The following is a 19,502-nucleotide window of genomic DNA, read 5'->3' on the forward strand; positions in this document are numbered from 1 at the left end:
TATGACAAATAGAGAATTGAAAAGACATAGCCATTGTTTTACCTTATCATTGATAGGATGTTTTTTGTTGTTGGTTCAGAATATGTCGGCAGCGGAGTTTTTTGTCCCTGCCCCTCAGCAGCCTGATACCATCAACTTGATTTATCCCATACCTCAAGATGATGGCAATCCGAATAATCAGAGCAGTTCCGGATTTTATTTTAATGATCCGCCTAACATCACTCGTCAGATAGAATACGACCCTGTTACGGGACAATATATCTTTACCAACAAGATTGGGGATTTTACTTATCGTGACCCATATACAATGAGTCAGGAGCAGTATTTCGAGTATTATCAAAAGAAAGCTCTTAAAGATTATTGGAAAGAACGTCGTGATGCTTCCATGGGCAATACCGACGGAAATCAGCTTATTCCTACTATCTATGTGGGAGGAAAGGTGTTTGACAAGATTTTCGGCAGCAATACCATCGATATCAAACTGCAAGGCTCCGCTGAAGTCACATTCGGTCTTAAAAACCAGAGAAGAAGAGACCCTTCTCTTACTATTAGCCAACAACGCACGACGAATTTCGACTTCGATGAGAATATTCAGCTTAGCGCTTCTGCCAATATTGGCGAGAAAATACAGTTTAGATTGAATTACAATACTGAAACGCAATTTTCTTTCGAGAATAAATTTACTTTGAAGTATGAAGGCGATGAAGATGATATTTTGCAGCTTCTCGAAGCAGGTAACGTAAGCATGCCTTTAAGCAGTACCCTTATCACCGGCACACAGTCTCTTTTCGGCTTCAAGACTAAATTGAAATTCGGAAAGACAACGGTGACTGCCATAGCTTCATATCAGGAGAGTGAGACACAGAATATCTCGGTGAGCGGTGGCGCCATGACAAATGACTTTGAGTTCGAGTGTATTGATTATGAAGAAAACCGCCACTTCTTCCTTTCTCATTATTTCAGAGAGAATTATGAGGCTGCTCTGGCTTCCTTGCCGGTGGTGACGTCGGACATCAATATCACAAAACTGGAAGTATGGGTAACCAATACAAGCGCTACTTATGACGATAACCGTAATATCATAGCGTTTACCGACTTGGGTGAAGGTGAAGCGGAATGGATCTATAATGATAAGAAGGTGAGACCATACAACACTCCGGGTAAGCATTATCCTCATAATTCTGCCAACGACCTTGTCGCCAATATGGATACAGTACAGATAAGATCGTTGAATACTGTAACTTCATACCTTACTACACAGGGCTTTACTTCTGGTAAAGACTTCGAGAAGATACAGAAAGCACGTAAGTTGAATTCTTCTGAATATAGCTTTAATTCCAAATTGGGTTTTATCACACTTAATGTGGGACTTAATTCTAACCAGACAATAGCAGTAGCATATCAATATACTATCATAGGACAGGATGGAGTGTTTCAGGTCGGTGAGTTCTCAGACCAAGGTATATCTGATCCTAAAATGCTTATTGCCAAAATGTTAAAGAGTACTACCGTGGATACCAAAATGCCCATGTGGGATCTTATGATGAAGAATGTTTATAATATCAAGGCATATCAGATAAGTCAATCCGATTTTGTGCTTAACATTTTGTATCTTGGTAATGACAATGGTGTGGCGACAGGCTATTTTGCCGATGCACCTGATGATATTAAGGGTTTGTCTCTCATTAATCTTATGGGTGTCGATAGACTTAACAATCAGCAGAATCCAATTGACGGCGGTGATGGCGTTTTTGACTTTATCAATGGAGCAACAACTACGGGAGGAACCGTCAATGCTCAGACAGGACGTATTTATTTCCCGGTGTTGGAGCCTTTCGGAAGCCATATCAGGGAGAAGATTTTCCCGAACAACCCCGCGCTGGCTGACAAATATGCCTTTGATTCATTATATACTTTGACAAAAACATCGGCAGAACAATATACCGACAAGAATAAATTCAGGATAGAAGGCTCATATACTTCTTCTTCTGGTAGCGAAATAAGTCTCAACGCTCTTAATGTGGAACCGGGTTCTGTCACAGTGACAGCAGGAGGTGTGCCGCTTACCGAGAATGTGGACTATACCGTGGACTATACTCTTGGACGTGTAACAATACTCAACGAGGCTTTGCTCAATTCAGGTACTGCTATCAATATCTCTATGGAAAACAATACTGCCATATCTACTTTGAAGAAGACTTTCCTCGGAGCGAGAGTGGAACATGAAATAAATCCCAATTTCCTTATAGGAGGTACCATATTGCATCTCTCGGAACGTTCATATACTACAAAAGTAAATTATAACGATGAACCGATATCTAATACGATATATGGTTTTGATATCAATTATCAGACTGATTCACAGTGGCTTACTGATGTGATAGACAAATTGCCTCTTGTTGAGACAAAGCAGAAATCGAGAATCTCGGTATATGGAGAGTTCGCCCGTTTCATTCAAGGTGTCAACAGAGAAAGAGGACATGAAAGCACCTCATATATAGATGATTTTGAAGGTGCAAAATCTACGATAGACTTGCGACAGTGGAACCTGTGGCATTTGGCAAGTACTCCGCAAAGTCAGTCCAATCTGTTCCCGGAGTCATCTGTCATTGGGTTGGATAACGGTAAGAACAGAGCTAAACTTGCGTGGTATATCATAGACCAGTCGGTGTTTTATGACCGCTACAGTACCTTGTTGCCTTCCAATATTACCAATGATGAACTTTCAGATCACAGAGTGCGTCAGGTGCTTGAAACAGAATTGTTCCCTAACAGAGATATACAAGCGGGTACATCTACTAACATGTCGGTTTTGAACCTTGCCTATTATCCTAAAGAACGTGGACCTTATAACTATGATACTGATAACATCAACGAAGATGGCAGTTTCTCCAATCCGGAGGACCGCTGGGGTGGTATCATGAGAGCTATAGAATCGTCGGATTTCAATGCTACCAATGTGGAGTATATAGAATTTTGGATGATGGACCCGTTCTATGAAGGACAGGACCAGACCAATACAGGTAAGTTGTATTTCAACCTCGGCGATGTGTCGGAGGATATTTTGCGCGATGGAAGAAAGAGTTATGAGAACGGCTTGCCTACTACAGCCATGGTGGTTAATGTGGATACCACAGCATGGGGTCGTGTACCGTCATTGCAGGCTTTGGTGGAGGCTTTTGACTCTAATCCGGAGTCAAGACAATATCAGGATGTGGGTTATGATGGACTTTCGGATAACGATGAACGTTCTTTCTTTGCTGATTTCCTCGAGAATTTGAGAAGTAAAGTCAGTGCAGAGGCTTATGCCAGAGTGTATGAAGACCCTTCATCTGACAACTATCACCACTTCAGAGGTTCCGACTTCGATGTCGATAATGAATACGGCAGCATACTTGCCCGTTATAAGAGATATAACGGCAACGAGGGTAACTCTCCTTCAGAAGCACAATATACTGAAAGTTATACTACCAATAATACTACTTTGCCTGATGTAGAAGATATTAACGGTGATAACACTCTTAATGAATCGGAGAATTACTATCAATATGAGATAGACCTCGACCCTATGAAGATGATGACTTCCGGACAAAATCGTATTTCCGACATTCGTACGGCCACTGTCACCACTGCCAACGGTGAGAACAAGACAGTGAAGTGGTATCAGTTCCGTATCCCTATTCGTGAACCTGATAAAGTTGTTGGTAACATTGAGGGATATTCATCTATACGTTTCATGAGAATGTTTCTCAAAGGTTTCAAAGATGACATTGTGATACGTTTTGCCACGCTTGACCTTGTCAGAGGTGAATGGCGTACTTATACACAGTCTATCCAGGCTCCGGGAGAGTATCAGCCCGGCGATCAGAGTAATTACACTATGTTTGAGATGTCGGCGGTTAACCTTGAAGAAAATGGTAGTCGTGAGCCGGTACCTTATGTGATACCTCCGGGAATAGAACAGGAGATATTTACAGGTACTACATCGACAGTACGTCAGAATGAACAAGCATTGCAGATTTCTGTAGAGAAACTCGTTGATGGTGATGCCAGAGGCGTTTATAAGACAACGGAATTCGATTTCAGATTCTATAAGAAATTGAAGATGTTTATTCACGGAGAAAAGATGAATGAGGATGATATGCTTGAAGATGGCGATCTGACTGTGTTCCTGCGTTTTGGTTCTGACCTTACTGATAACTATTATGAATATGAAGTGCCTTTAGTATTGACTCCTTGGCATACCGCCGTAACCAATGAGTATGCCATCTGGCCGGAAGCCAATAATATGGAGATAGTGTTCGATAGAATAACGGAGGCTAAGACTAACCGTAACCTTGCTATCAGTAATGGTAATACGGAGGTGCGTACCAACAGACTTTATGTCGAGCCGGATGGACGCAATTATATCAAGGTGTTGGGTAATCCTACCATCAGTGAGGTTAGAGCAATGATGATAGGTGTAAGAAATCCCAAGAAAGACAACGAAGTGACAAGAGACCTCAGTGCTATAATATGGGTCAATGAGTTGAGACTTACTGACCTCAACAACGACGGCGGTTGGGCGGCGACAGGTCGTATAGAAGCAAGTTTAGCTGATATAGGTCGTGTAAGTGTGGCTGGTTCTTATACATCTTCAGGCTTTGGTCCTTTGGAGTCGGATGTCACCACTGTGCCTATGGAGTCTTCTGCCTATTATAGCGTATCGACAGACCTCGACCTCGGCAAATTCATGAAACCGGAAAAAACAGGCATCACTGTACCTGTACATTTCGACCATAATCGTACCATAGTGACACCTGAATACAATCCTCTCGACCCCGATGTGAAATTCAAAGATGCTTTGAGCTATCTCGATGATGCAGGTCGTGACTCTCTTAATGATGTGGCAAGAGATGTCATAACACAGACTAACTTTAATGTGACTAATTTGCGTAAAAATAGAGTTGGCGCTAAGAAACCTCACTTCTGGGATGTGGAAAATTTCAACGCTTCCTATGCTTATACAAGTCAGGAACAGACAAATCCCGACATGGAATATCAATTACAGAAGACTTATAGAGGTGGACTTGGATATTCATATTCTACTAATGCCAAGAATATTCAACCATTTGCCAAGGCTAAATGGGCCTCATCGCCTTATTTGCAAATTATCAGAGACTTTAACTTCTATTATCTTCCTAAGAGTTTCTCTTTCAATACTGAGATGTATCGTCAATACCAGGCACAGAAATTACGTAACAAGAGTAGCGGACTTATAATAACAAGGCCTACTACGGCGAAAAATTGGGATTGGAACAGGACATACGATTTCCGTTATGATATAACAAAAGGATTGAATATTTCGTATAATGCCACTGCCAATGCTTATATTTATGAGCCTACCGGTAATCCGGACCGCGGTACAGATGAATGGTATGCCAATAGAGATACTGTCAACAGAGAGTTACTCAGTTTTGGCTCCATGTCGTCATTCTCTCAGTCGGCAAAGGTCAGTTATACTATCCCTATTAATAAATTGCCTTTCCTCGATTGGTTGACATCGTCGGCTAATTATACAGGAAGCTACCGTTGGACCGCCTCGTCGCGTTATGTACAGGACTATTACGGCAACACTATGGAGAATGAGAATTCTTTACAGTTTAATGCTAATGCCGATTTGTCGAAATTGTACAACAAGGTGCCTTATTTCAAAAAAATCACTACCCCGCGTCGAAGCAATAACAACAGACCTTCGAGAATAAGAAGTAGTGAAGATGAGAATAAAGAGGTTGATACTCTTAACCAAAAACCGAAGACAAATTATGTCAAGATAGTTGGAGATAATTTGTTAAGATTAGTTTTGAGTGTCAAGAAGGTATCTTTCTCTTTCACACAAAACAGTGGTGTCTCTTTGCCCGGATATATGAATGAACCTGATTATTTCGGCCTTAGCAAAGGCACCATGGCTCCCGGTTTGGGATTTGTCTTGGGACAAAGCAGTGATATTCTTAATCAGTCAATAGAAAATGGTTGGTTAAGTGTTGATACTACATTTAATCAACCTTACAGTGAGCGTTTTGTGCAGTCGTATAATTATAGGATGGAATTAGAGCCTTTCAGTGACATTAAAATCGATATTTCCGGAAACCGTTCGTATTCTGAGAACTTCAGCCAATATTTCAGAGCTAATGAGATGGGTGTATTCAATTTCTATACGCCTACCAATGGTGGCAGTTTCAGTATCTCTTATCTCATGACTGCAACTTCATTCTCAAATGGTGATGATTTGTTTAACAATTTGCTGAATTACAGACAAGACATAGCAAGACGTCTTGCATATAGTAATGCAGGATGGATTGGTATGGGAGAGCCTATGGTCATGGATACTATAGGACATGGAGAGTTTCCTTATGGTTACGGTGCCAATTCCCAGGAAGTGTTGACGTATGCTTTCCTTGCGGCTTATGGAGGCAAAAATCCCGGTAATGTTTCATTGTCCTTGTTTAAAAATATTGCATTGCCTAACTGGTCAATAAACTTTACAGGTCTTACCAAGATACCTGCCATTAGTAAAATCTTCAAGACTGTGAGTATTACGCATAGTTATAGGTCAACTTATTCTATCTCATCATGGGCTACCAATATAAACTATGACGCAAACAACAGTATGTCTGTATATGAAGGTACTTATATGAGAATACCGGAATATGATATGTCACAGATTATGGTTACAGAACAATTCGCCCCGCTTATAGGTGTTACCTTAGCATTCAAGAATAGTTTCAGCCCTTCGTTTGAATACAAAAAGTCACGTACTGTTACTATGAGTTTCAGTAATAATCAGCTGACTGAGGTTGAGGGTAGAGAGATAGTGATAGGTATGGGATATACTTTTAAAGATTTGTCATTTATAGTGTCATCTGTGGGAGGCGGCAACACGCGTAGAACAAGTAACGATTTGACATTGAAACTTGATGTCGGTTTCAGACGAAATAAAACGACATTGCGTAGTATCGATGAGGCATATAGTCAGATTTCTGCAGGACAGGACAAGATAAATGTATATCTTACCGGAGATTATAATTTCAGTACGAGATTGGGCATGCAGTTGTTCTATAAATATGATGTCACCAATCCATTTGTGGCAAATTCGTTTAAAACCTCAAATACTTATGCCGGTGTGACGTTAAGATTCAGTTTGGTACAATAAAAAAATACAAAAAGTTAAAAATAAAAGATAAAAGTTGTATTTTTGTGCACTAAAGTTTCAGTAAAATTAATATTGATAAAAATGAATATTCCATCAAATTTGAAGTACACCAAGGATCATGAATGGATCCGTTTGGAAGATGAAGTAGCTTACATTGGCATTACAGATTATGCACAACATGAATTAGGAGACATTGTTTTCGTTGATGTTGACACTTTGGATGAAGATTTGGAAGCAGAAGAGGTTTTCGGTACTATAGAAGCGGTAAAAACCTCATCAGAGATGTTTATGCCTGTCAGTGGTAAAGTGATAGAATTCAATGAAAAGCTCAATGACGCCTGGGAACTTGTGAATAATGACCCGTATGGTGATGGCTGGATTATTAAAATTGAAGTAAGAGATACCGCCGAGATGGATAACTTACTTGATGCAAAGGCCTACGAACAACTTATAGGATAATAGTTGAAATATTTAAAAGGCATCTACCCTGGTTTACTCTATGCGGTCATAATAATGATTCTGGTAGGTTTGCCGGGGTCATATTTCCCGAATGTGCCGGTCCAATGGAAAATTGGACCGGATAAGATAGTTCATGCATTGATGTTTTCAGGACTTCCTTTTTCAATTTTGTGGGGTTATAGAGACAGATTTATCAAAGGAGATCTTAATTTCAGAATAAAATCGTGTGTCATTGTTTTGATGGTGGCAATAACTTATGGGGCAGTGACAGAGTTGTTGCAAAGTTATGTGTTTGTTGGCAGATACGGTTCTGTCTTTGATTTTTTGGCAGACGTAATAGGTTGTATAATAGGAGTTTTTGTTTTTGTTTTGATTTATATAAAAAAAAATCAAAAAAAAAGTTTATGATTTGATAATTATTAGTATCTTCGCAAGGCGAAAAAATATAAGAAAATAATAAAAATATATAAGAGATGGAAGTTAAAAAATCACCCAAAGCAGATCTCGATTCAAAGAGATTGACTTTTGCATTGATAGGTTTAGTCGTGTCACTGTTTATCGTTTGGCGTGTTTTTGAAATAAAGAGTTACGACAAACGTACATTGGAGAATTTACAAAGAACAGTGGAGATTATTGAGGAAGAAATGGTGGAAATCACCAAACAGGAAGCTCCCAAACCACAGCCTCCTGCGCCTAAACCGCAGGCAACTCAGATTCAAGTCGTGGAAGATGATGTTGAGGTAGAAGATGAAATTGATATCAACGCCGAGGTATCTCAAGAAGAAATCATTGAGGAATATGTTTATGAGGCTCCTGAGATTGAAGAAGAAGAGATAGTAGAGGCTGAGATTTTTACTGTTGTTGAGCAAATGCCGGAATTTCCGGGTGGTGCAGCTGAAATGACCAGGTTTATACAAAAGAATATCAAATATCCCATGATGGCTCGTGAGAGCGATATTCAGGGAAGAGTGTACGTTAACTTTGTCGTGGAACCCGACGGCTCCGTTTCTAATGTTACCGTGATGCGTGGAATAGGTGGCGGATGCGACGAGGAGGCTGTTCGTATAGTTAATATGATGCCTAAATGGAATCCCGGTAAACAACGTGGTATTGCTGTGAGATGCTCGTTCACAGTGCCGATCGTATTTAGATTGCAATAACATTAATGTTTTAATGATAAGAAAAAGGGGCGTATTTCTTACACCTCTTTTTTTTGTCATTATAATATGAAACCGTCTCTCTGCGTTAATTATTTGTTGATAATGGCTGTTAAAAGAAAATATAATCTCAGATTCGGGCGAAAAAATTTGCCTGCTTTTATTCTTGAAAAAGATAATGTGGTGCGTATCATTGTCTTTACTACTATATATTCTTTGGTGTTCATAAATATTTTTCGTCCTTTCAATTCTGAGACTTGGATACCAGGCATCACAAGGTTCAATTACTTTTTGTATTCTTCCCTTATGGTTCTTATAGGTATGTTCCTCATATCTTTGAGTCGTGTCATTATGAATTTCTTTACAAAAAAGTTTCAGATCGGTTATCTCGAATATGCTATCTGGATATTTGCCGAAGTGGTACTGATATCCGCTATTTATGTTTTTATTGCATATAAGGTCGGTTTTACTGACAATTATATAAGCGATTATAACGCTCCAATTACATTTTGGGAAGCTATGTTCAACATTTACAGAAAGGCAATAGCCAATACTATCTGGATGCTTCTTATCCCTTATGTAATTTCTTTCCTTTATCTTAGTAATGAAAATCTTGTCAAAATGTTGAAAGACCAGCCTTCCAAAGAACAGAATATAATTCATTTTAAAGATGAAAAAGGTGATATACGGTTTTCAGTTACTTCTGATAATGTTCTTTATGCAGAATCTGCTGATAATTACGTCATTATCCGTTATCTGAATAATGGGAAAGTGTCAGATTTCTTTCTTCGTAATAATCTGAAAAAACTTGCTGAAGAGATGTCTGACACTCCTTTACAACGTTGCCATAGGTCATTTATGATTAATGTGGAACATGTCTCGACTATAAAAAAAGACAATGCTGATTATATAGTGGAATTTGATACTAATAATATTAAGAATATTACAATATCTAAAACTTATCAGGAAAGTATAATGGAGGCTTTTATGAAGTTTTCACATCAGAAAAAACAGCAAATCATACCGAGATGAAAAGCCTGCGATTTACTCTTTTAATCCTGTTGTTCGCAATTTCTTTTGCGGCTTCGGGACAAATCAATCATAAACATTATATTACTATGGGCAGAATTGATTTGTCGAAAGAGGATTTTAATGCCGCTATACAGAATCTTAATGTTGCAATACAGGCTAAACCCAATGATTTCGAGGCATATTTTCTCCGTGGCATTGCCAAGTTCAGCCTTAATGATTTTTCCGGTGCTGTCGATGACTTTTCCAAGACTATTGAGTTGCACCCATTGTATGTACGTGCCTATCATTATCGCGGCATATCCAATGACCATCTTGGCAATTATGCTGATGCTCAAAAAGATTTTGATAAAGCGATAAGTCTTGACCCCTATAGTACAGAACTGCATCTTGCTGTAGGAATGACAAAGATACATGTCAATGACTATGAAGGTGCTATTGCAGCTTTCGATACAGCATTGATAATCAGTCCTAATAATACAGATGCTTATATTAGCCGTGGTATTGCAAATGCTATTATGGAACGTTACGACGACGCCCTTATCGATATGAATAAGGCGGTAGAGAACGATTTCTTCAATGCTGAAGCTCTCATCAGACGCGGCATGATACAGATTGAACGTAAAGAGTATTCAAAAGCAATGGACGACTTTAATAATGCTATTACTTTGGATGCGTCTAATCCTTTGATTTATTTTAACAGAGCTATAGTTTATCTTAATCTTGGCGATACATTGTCTGCACTTAGAGATTATGAAAAGGTCAACATGATAGACCAACGTAATGCACTGACTTATTTCAACAGAGCCATATTATACAGTATTATGGAGGAGAATGATATAGCTTTGGCATTGTATAATAAGGTGATAGAAATAAATCCTGACAATATCTACGGTTATTTCAATAGAGGCATCCTGAATTATATGATGAAAAATCTGGATGATGCCGAAGATGACTTTACCAAGGTGATAGAATTGTTTCCGGACTATATAGATGCCTGGGTTAACAGGTCGGTCGTGCGTTATGAAAAAAATGATTTGCAAGGTGCTGAACAAGACCAGATTAAAGCTAAAGAGATAATGAATATGGTTAGTGAAGATGATACAAACATTGATTCTCTGTTTGCACATTATTCCGGTACTATTGGATATGACAGGATTATTCAGTTTGAATCGGATTTTGTCAATGGGGAACGTAAAGGCAAGTTGTCGCAATATTCCGATATTGATATCGCACCGGCAGATAATTATGTCGTCAGTGTTATTGATAATGAGACATATAAGAAGTCTTCACGTAAGGAATATTTTATAGATGCCACTTTGAGTCAATTAAGTGAAAATTGCGATTTTGATGGTAAAATTGTCATGATGCAATTTGATTTCTTCGATGACGACCATAATTCCATACTTAATGATTCAATTATTGGGTTAGTTGATAATGAAGATGTCAGGCTGTTTTTAGAGGGCATCTCTAATTTTGAAATATTTAATTACAAACATGCTGAGACTGCATTTGAGTCATTGATAAATCATCAGTCTTTGGGTGTTTATGCCGGTATTAATCTCGCAGTACTTCAATATGCAAAGGCAAATCTGTTGTTTTCAGAACAAAATTATATAGAACCTATTGGAATTTCTCAAAAAAGAAATATCGACAATGTAACAGAATTTAGGAATATTCGTCCGGATTATACCGAGACGATGAATACGTTGCAGATACTTGTCAATAAGTATCCGGATAATCCTTTTGTATGGTATCTTTTGGGTAATGTTCATCTGCAGATGCAGGAGTTCAATAAGGCTATTGACGATTATACCTTGGCGATAAGATATGAAAACAGTCTTGCCGAAGCATATTACAACAGAGCATTGACACTGTTATATATTGGAGAAAAAAATCTTGCTGCCGATGATTTGAGCAAGGCCGGAGAACTCGGTATCAAAGAGGCTTACGTGGTCATTAAAAGGTTTTTCTGATATTCTCATTTTAAATATCTTTAATTGAAGAATAAAAAAAGATGTAAATTTACACGGTAAAATAGTTTAGAAGATGAAAAAGAAAATCATACTTATAATAATAGGAATCATAATGCTTGCCGGATTGGTGATAGCGGCAATATATCTTGTCCGTAAAGATAAAGTAAAATATTACGAACCGGAAAAGATTGATGCTGAAGTGTTTAATGAAGAAGAAAGCGAATATGACAGTGATTTGATGATAGGTCTTTGGCAGGACAGTACTGTTTATTACAGATATAATGATGATTTTACCGGTGTTACCTGGGATGTGGCAGATGACGTATATGAAAATGAGGGAGTGTCATTTACCTGGGAGATTAGCGGTTCACTGATAATACACTTTTATAAAATGGAGATAGGAGGTGTGGTGCCTAAGATGCATACAATAAGTGTATTGGATTTGCAACACTTGTCTTATCATGATGAGTATGGTGTTGAATACGATTTTGTCAAAATAGAATAAAGTTACGATTCATATTGTCGATTTTCGACAGCTTTCAAAAATCTATGGAATAACTTTGCGTGTTTCTTAAGAAAAGAATCAAGATGAATTCGGACAAGATAGCCTCAATACTGAAAACCATACCGGCAAATCCCGGCGTGTATCAATATTTTGATGAGAATGGGGAGGTGATATATGTTGGAAAGGCAAAGAATCTGAAACGCAGAGTATCAAGCTATTTCAATAAACATCAGACCGGCAAGGTACGTCTTCTCGTGAGTAGAATAGCCGATATTCGTTTTACTATTGTAGATAGCGAGTCGGAGGCATTGCTTCTTGAGAATAATTTTATCAAACAATATAAGCCGCGTTATAATGTCTTGTTGAAAGATGACAAGACTTATCCATGGATATGTGTTAAGAATGAGAGATTCCCGCGTGTTTTCCTGACTCGTAATAAAGTGGAGAACGGCTCGTTGTATTTTGGTCCTTATCCTTCGGTGATGATGGTGCGCAACTTGCTTGAAGTGATTCGTCATCTGTATCCTGTCAGGACATGCCAGCTTAAACTTACAGAGGAAAAGATAAGAAACGGCAGTTTCAGGCCTTGTTTGGAATACCATATAGGCAATTGCCTCGCTCCTTGTAATGGCAGTATATGCGAAGAGGATTATAATGCTATGATAATCAATATTAAAAATATCTTAAGGGGTAATGTGAGCTGCGTGTTGAAAGATTTGAAAAATCAGATGATGTATCATGCTTCGTTAATGGAATTTGAAAAGGCCCAGATATTTAAAGATAAATACGACATGTTGAAAAATTATCATAGCAAGTCGTTGGTATGTAGCAATACTCCTTATGATGTGGAGGTGTTTTCCTTTGATGATGCTGAAAGCTATTTCTATGTTAATTATATGAAAGTTGTGGAAGGTGCTGTGGTTCAGTCTCATTCTTTCGAGATAAAGAGAAAGTTGGAGGAAACTGTCGAGGAATTATTGTCATATTCAGTTATAGCCATTAGGGAACGTTTTGAAAGTAATACTGAAGAGGTAATAGTGCCTGTCCCTCTCGATATGGAAAATGACGACTTCCGTCTCGTGGTGCCTCAAAAAGGGGAGAAATTGAATTTGTTGCAGTTGTCGCAACGTAATGTCAAACAGTACCGTGCCGATGTTGAGAAATTGAGGGCATTGACAGACCCGGACCGCTACAATACACAGCTTCTCAACAAAATGAAAGAAGACCTTCGTATGAATGAACTTCCGGAGGTGATCGAATGTTTCGACAATTCCAACTTTCAAGGTGATTATCCCGTGGCGTCTATGGTGCAGTTTGTCAACGCCAAACCTAATAAAAAAGGTTATCGTCATTTCAATATCAAAACCGTGGAAGGTCCTGATGATTTTCATTCCATGGAAGAAATCATATACCGTCGTTACAAGAGATTGCTCGATGAGAAGAAACCTCTGCCTCAACTGATTATCGTCGATGGTGGCAAGGGACAACTTTCTGCTGCCTTGCGTTCGCTCGAGAAACTCGGTCTGAGAGGTAAGATAACGATAATCGGCATTGCCAAACGCCTCGAAGAGATATATTATCCCGGTGACAGCATACCTCTCTATATCGATAAACGTTCAGGGACTTTAAAAGTTATTCAGCATCTTAGAGATGAGGCACACCGTTTTGGCATCACATTCCACAGAAACAAGTTTGCCAAAGGTTTTATAAAATCTGAATTGGATGATATAAAAGGTATTGGAAAACAGACGATTGAGAAACTGTTATTACATTTTAAATCTGTCAAAGCAATAAAAGAAAGCAGTTTTGACGACCTTGCTGCTGTCATCGGAAAAGCCAAAGCCAAAATCGTTTTCGACACTTTTAATAGACGGAAAACCTCAGAAAACTTATAATAATGCTTCAATATATTTATTCTTCTATGATAATTATTCTATCCTCCTCCGAATAATTTACCGGACTTTTGTCTTTCAAATATGAAATGTCAGCTTCCATGGTGAGGATGCCTGTTTCCTTGACATTGCCGCTGTGCCCGAATTTCATGGTGGAATACATGTAACTGTTCATGGAGACTTTATATATCTTGTCGTCTTGTATGGGACTGCCGTTGTTTAACGACACCTCTGCATCATAAAACTTATCTTGTTTCCTTTCAGAGTCGTATTTCATTTTATATTTTATTCCTGACACACAAGTGCAACCTTTGTCTGCATTGGAAGAGATGACGATGAAGTCTCTAACCTGTCTGCCTGTCATGTCGCATGTAACTATCTCGTTGTCAAAAGGGTCAAGGTCGAGTATTTGTTCTATCGAAATGTCGCCTTCCGGTATGTTGTTTATTCTGATACCGCCGTAGTTTTGAAATGCAATGTCGGCATTTACCATCCATCTTTGGGCATCTGTCATAAATGCCCCTAATGTCAGTTCGCCTTTGATATCTTTTTCAGTCTTTCCGACAACTACTTTGAAACCTTCGTTGTTACAGTATCTTTCAACCATTGATTTAACTTCTTCGTTTTCGTTGAGTGACGGCGTTATTTTGATGATTTTTCCGCATTTCGATGTCACTTCGCCGTCTTCGACAGTAAGTTTTATCAGAGTGCAGTATTTCAATTTGTAGGCAGATTGTGTTATCATAACATTGTTATATGTTGCAGGTTTCACAAGGTCATGGGAATGACCTCCAACGATGAGGTCGCAATATGGAAACTGTCGAGCCATGACAGTGTCATGCTCAAAACCGCAATGCGACAGTATGACGAAAACATCGCATAAGGTATCCAAAAACTGATAGTCTTTTATTGTTTCAAGAGCATCACTGAAACTGATATCTATGAGATTTTTGGGATGTGCACTCGGGAATCCGTTGTTAGTAGTCTCGATAAGTCCAACAATACCGATTTTAAGTCCTTGATTTTCAATTATAATATAAGATGGGATATCTAAATTCTTTATTTTGGAGAAGTCTTTGTTGGCACAAACGACAGGGAAGTCGGTGTCGTTGATAAAATGGCGCAATCCTTCTATGTTGCCGTCGAATTCATGGTTACCGAGGCAACCGACGTCAAAACCCACCTTGTTCATTAGTTCTATCATTGGCAGATTGGGCATGTCCGGATAATGATCGTTGTAGGCATAACCTGTCCTGTTGTCTCCGGCACTGAAAAGCAACATGTCGGGATATATGTTTCTCAAACTGTCAACAATGTAGGCGAAACGTGGGAAGTTAAACAAATTTGCATGCATGTCGTTGACTGTCAGTATGACAACTTCTTTGGTGTCTTTTTTGTTGCATGAACAAAATGTTATTAGAAGTATGAATGCAAGTAATATGGTGTTAAACAAACCTGTTTTTTTCATGATGTCATTGAATATTCGTTATGTAATATGAATTTTTTGCAAAGATAGGTATTTTTTAACATATAATTCATCAATGTGTTGCGGCTCTATTATAGTCATATTTTGTTTTTTAAAGTGCTGCTTTTCATTAAATTTCACAAAATCAATTTGTTATTATTGAAAACTTCTTCTACTGCATCTTCATATTCTTCAGTATGGGTGACTTTCTTTATCTTGCGCCATACTGTCTGTGGTTCCTCAAAACTGTACATCAAATATGACCATAACTCTTTCATTCTGCCAATCACTTTGGGACTGCCTCCACTGTGTTTCATTCTTTCCAAATATAAAGATATCATAAAACTATGCAACCTTGTGTTTCTGTTTTTTTCGTTTTTTGTTTTGCCGCTGATATCCTCTGCAAGAAAAGGGTTGACAAGAATACCACGACCCAACATAAATGATTCAGTATCAGGGAGGCGTTCTCGTAAATTTTTATAATATTCAATACTGAAGATATCACCGTTGTATATTAGAGGTTTCCCAATCATTGAAGCTACTCTTGCGAAACTGTTGATGTCGGCAGTGCCGCCGTATAGTTGTTTTCCGGTACGCGGATGCAGAATAATCTCGCTAAATGGCAAGATGTTGAAAGTCTCGATGAAGTTGTCGATTTCATCGTTGTTTTTATATCCGAGACGACATTTGATGCTGAAGTCAATATCTATATTGTTGATTATGTCTTTTAGCATGGCTATGGTCTTGTCCGGTTCAGTCATCATGCCGCAGCCGCGTCCCTTGTTGGCAACACGTGGAAAAGGACATCCCATATTGAGATTTATCTCTTTATATCCCAATGACTTGCAATGTGCTGCGAATCGAATTGTCTCTTTGGCGTCATTGCTTAGAATCTGGGGTGTCAGAATGCTGATGTCGTTATGCTGAGGGTCAATTTCTTCACCTCTCAGATTTTTGCTGTTGTCTTTTTGAATAGCAGTGAAGAAAGGGGTATAATATTTGTCTATGCCATTGAAATGTTCTGCAAAGACATTACGAAAAACACTGTCCGTGATACCTTGAAACGGTGCTAAACTTAATTTTGTCATTTTTTGCGTGTTACGATAAAAACAAGGCATACGGACAGCATTATTATTGTAATAAATACCGATGCAGTATAAAGATAATTTCCATATCTTACGTAGAAAGTCTGTTTGTCATTAGATTTCAAAGTGTTACGTAAGGCGGCAGGTTCTTCGTATTGTGTTTTCTCTATTATGTCACCTCTTTGGTTGATATAAGCCGAGATACCTGTATTGGCGGAACGTGCAATGCTGCGGCGAGTCTCTATGGCTCTCAGTTTCGACAATTCTAAATGTTGTCTGTGTCCCGGAGTGTTGCCCCACCAGCCATCGTTGGTGATGACAAACAGTATGTCGGCGCCTTCTCTTACAAAATCAATGACATAGTTGCCGAAAGCCGACTCATAACATATTAATGCTGCTGCTTTAATGCCGTTATGTTCAAATACATGAGCATTATCTTCCCCTTTCAATGTTCCGGAGGTGCCTCCGAGGTCTATGGCAAGTCTTTCCAATGGACGTAAGAACCACCACGACGGCATCTGTTCCACACCGGGTGTCAACTTGGATTTGTGATAATGGTCTATGGTGTCCTTTGTGACCATAAGGGCGGTGTTGTGAGCGTAAATATAACTCTTTTCCTTCTGATTCAGATAAACTGCTCTTGCAGCGAAATCATCCTCCATGCCGGCAGGTACTATGGAGAAAGTGCTCGCTCCTATGATGTAGGCACATTCAGGATGTCTTTCGTCGAATGCTTTGAGTTTTTTAACAGATATGCTGTTGCCTGGAGCGTGAATCCAAAGAGCTTCCTGTATTGCAGATTCAGGACTCAACACAAATAACGTCTTTTCTGTGACGATGCTGTCTGCCAATGGTATGTTGCGTTCCATAATCTGTAATGGCGATAAGGTAAACTCTTCGGTATATGGGTCTATGTTAGGTTGTATGACAACGACTTCAATATCCTCTCCTTCTTCTTTATAATTATTGTAAATTATCAGACTTGTGATAATGGGAATGGCAATTACTAAGATTGCAGCCATCCCTTTTTTTATAATACTTTTTTTGTCTGTCTTATCTATAAAAGCAGCTTTAAATAATTTGTAGATGATAATGTTGGAAGCCAATACCCAAATAGTGCCTCCTGCCGAACCGGTGTATTCGTACCATTGTATCCACGTATGTTGATGCGAGAAGACATTGCTGATGTTGAGCCATGGCCAGTTCAACTGCCAGTTTAAATGAAGATATTCGAAGGCAACGAAGAATACGGGTAACATGAAGTATCCTTTTTTGTTTCCATAAAGTTTTTTCTTGACAAAGTGATAAGCCCAAAATACTGTTGCCATAAAAGTGCTGTTCAGTATCAACATGGCTATTGCACCGGCAGCAGTGCTGTTCCATACCCAATATGTAGTCAGAGTGTTCCATATAAAAAAGGCAAGAAACGATAGTAGAAAAATGTTGCCTTTTTTTTTGTTGTCCGGGTCTCCTGAAATATCCTGAAGATAGAGTAATGGGATGAAAGCTATGAAAATCAATGGAGTAAAACCTCTTGTCGGCCATGCGGTTGCCATCATCAGTCCACTTGCCATCGCGAGCGATATCTTGGTAAAAGCTTTCATCGTTTTATCTTTAACAGTTGTATTATTTTGATACTGTCGTCTAAAAATACAATAGAGGCGTTGGCATTGCGTTCTATCTGTTCTATGCTTTCTTCCATAAGTGCAGCAATAGGTTGTGCGTTGTTCATATTAATAAAAGGAGAGAAATTCTTGACGAAGTTTTTCTCTTCTTCGGGCAACATGACGCAATCACCCAAATTGTTGTTGAAAAGCAAGGTGTTATGAATTACTTTAAGTCCATATTCAAGGATTTCCTTTTGTTTTTCGCGTCCCAGTGGTTTTATGTCAATGGTGATGAAATCGATGAGAAGCGATATGGCTTCTTTGAAACAGTAACGCATCCATTTTTGGAAAGTTTGAAACAAGAACTTCTCATTGTCTTCATTTTTTAGATATTTGCATGCGAGATTGTAGTTCCCTTCCGACAATATGGCAGCGTTGCGAGCAGCATCTTCCGTACAGTGATATTGTCTGATAAGAGACTGTCGTATCTCGTCGGTCTTCAATTTATGGCATTTAATTATTACTGTACGTGACAGTATTGTCGTCAATATCTGGCTGTCGTCTTCAGCTACGAGGATAAACAAAGTCTTTTCCGGCGGTTCTTCTATGATTTTCAATAATGTGTTTGCACTTTGGGCGTTGAATTTTTCCGGCATCCATATTATTGCAACCTTATAACCGTCTTCATAAGGTTTCATGTTGAGTTTGTTTATCAGTTTCTGAGCATCACGTACATTGATCAGTCCTTGTTTATTTTCCAACTCTACTGTTTCATACCAACCGGACAGGTCGGCATAACAGCCTGTGGTTATCAGATAGTCACGCCATTCAGGATAAAATAATTCCGAATCGGGATCTTTTTTTATTTTTTTGTTTGTTGCAGTAGGAAAGATGAAATGCAGGTCGGGATGTGTCAGTTTGCTGTATTTAATACAAGAAGGACAGATGCCGCAACTGTCATGTTCTGTTCTGTTTTTGCAGTTGATATATTGTGAATATGCCAATGCGAGTGCTAAAGTGCCGCTGCCTTCCGGTCCTAAAAACAGTTGTGCATGAGGAATTCTGTTCTTTCTAACACTTTGTATCAGTTTCTTTTTGATATCTTCCTGTCCTATAATATCGGAAAACAGCATAG

Annotated in this window: 12 protein-coding genes; 8 read left to right on the forward strand and 4 right to left on the reverse strand. The window is 38.7% G+C overall.

What is annotated here, in order from left to right:
* The first annotated feature begins 1 nt into the window (after window position 1).
* From sov to uvrC, 8 genes are all read left to right on the forward strand, one after another.
* On the forward strand, window positions 2-7,192 hold the full coding sequence (gene sov / locus ACZOVS_RS00190) for a T9SS outer membrane translocon Sov/SprA (RefSeq protein ID WP_483995219.1): 7,191 nt from the start codon (window positions 2-4) through the stop codon (window positions 7,190-7,192).
* An 81-nt stretch (window positions 7,193-7,273) separates the two neighbouring features.
* Window positions 7,274-7,651 (forward strand): glycine cleavage system protein GcvH, encoded by a 378-nt coding sequence (gene gcvH, locus ACZOVS_RS00195; RefSeq protein ID WP_483995220.1) that lies wholly within the window; start codon window positions 7,274-7,276, stop codon window positions 7,649-7,651.
* A gap of 54 nt (window positions 7,652-7,705) precedes the next feature.
* Window positions 7,706-8,059, forward strand: coding sequence for a VanZ family protein (locus ACZOVS_RS00200; RefSeq protein ID WP_483995221.1), 354 nt, complete (start codon window positions 7,706-7,708; stop codon window positions 8,057-8,059).
* 65 nt (window positions 8,060-8,124) lie between these two features.
* Window positions 8,125-8,811, forward strand: coding sequence for an energy transducer TonB (locus tag ACZOVS_RS00205; protein ID WP_483995222.1), 687 nt, complete (start codon window positions 8,125-8,127; stop codon window positions 8,809-8,811).
* A gap of 66 nt (window positions 8,812-8,877) precedes the next feature.
* A complete protein-coding gene (locus ACZOVS_RS00210; RefSeq protein WP_483995223.1) occupies window positions 8,878-9,840 on the forward strand; it encodes a LytR/AlgR family response regulator transcription factor in 963 nt (320 codons plus the stop codon).
* Entirely contained in the window at window positions 9,837-11,813 is a 1,977-nt protein-coding gene (locus ACZOVS_RS00215) for a tetratricopeptide repeat protein (protein ID WP_483995224.1), read from the forward strand. Before ACZOVS_RS00210 ends, ACZOVS_RS00215 begins: the two co-directional genes overlap by 4 nt.
* A gap of 73 nt (window positions 11,814-11,886) precedes the next feature.
* A complete protein-coding gene (locus ACZOVS_RS00220; RefSeq protein ID WP_483995225.1) occupies window positions 11,887-12,318 on the forward strand; it encodes a hypothetical protein in 432 nt (143 codons plus the stop codon).
* An 83-nt stretch (window positions 12,319-12,401) separates the two neighbouring features.
* Window positions 12,402-14,213 carry an excinuclease ABC subunit UvrC gene (uvrC, locus tag ACZOVS_RS00225; RefSeq protein WP_483995226.1) on the forward strand — a complete coding sequence of 604 codons (1,812 nt, stop codon included), beginning with the start codon at window positions 12,402-12,404 and terminating at the stop codon, window positions 14,211-14,213.
* A 16-nt stretch (window positions 14,214-14,229) separates the two neighbouring features.
* Here uvrC and ACZOVS_RS00230 read toward each other — a convergent pair whose 3' ends face one another.
* The 4 genes from ACZOVS_RS00230 to ACZOVS_RS00245 form a co-directional block, all read right to left on the reverse strand.
* On the reverse strand, window positions 14,230-15,678 hold the full coding sequence (locus ACZOVS_RS00230; RefSeq protein WP_483995227.1) for a bifunctional metallophosphatase/5'-nucleotidase: 1,449 nt from the start codon (window positions 15,676-15,678) through the stop codon (window positions 14,230-14,232).
* A 134-nt stretch (window positions 15,679-15,812) separates the two neighbouring features.
* Window positions 15,813-16,763 (reverse strand): tRNA dihydrouridine synthase, encoded by a 951-nt coding sequence (locus ACZOVS_RS00235; RefSeq protein ID WP_483995228.1) that lies wholly within the window; start codon window positions 16,761-16,763, stop codon window positions 15,813-15,815.
* Complete coding sequence (lnt, locus tag ACZOVS_RS00240; protein ID WP_483995229.1) at window positions 16,760-18,364, reverse strand: apolipoprotein N-acyltransferase; 1,605 nt, start codon at window positions 18,362-18,364, stop codon at window positions 16,760-16,762. Before lnt ends, ACZOVS_RS00235 begins: the two co-directional genes overlap by 4 nt.
* Window positions 18,361-19,500 (reverse strand): DNA polymerase III subunit, encoded by a 1,140-nt coding sequence (locus tag ACZOVS_RS00245; protein ID WP_483995230.1) that lies wholly within the window; start codon window positions 19,498-19,500, stop codon window positions 18,361-18,363. The genes lnt and ACZOVS_RS00245 overlap by 4 nt, the downstream gene beginning before the upstream one ends.
* Window positions 19,501-19,502 lie beyond the last annotated feature (2 nt).

The organism is Candidatus Limimorpha avicola, assembly GCF_056978975.1.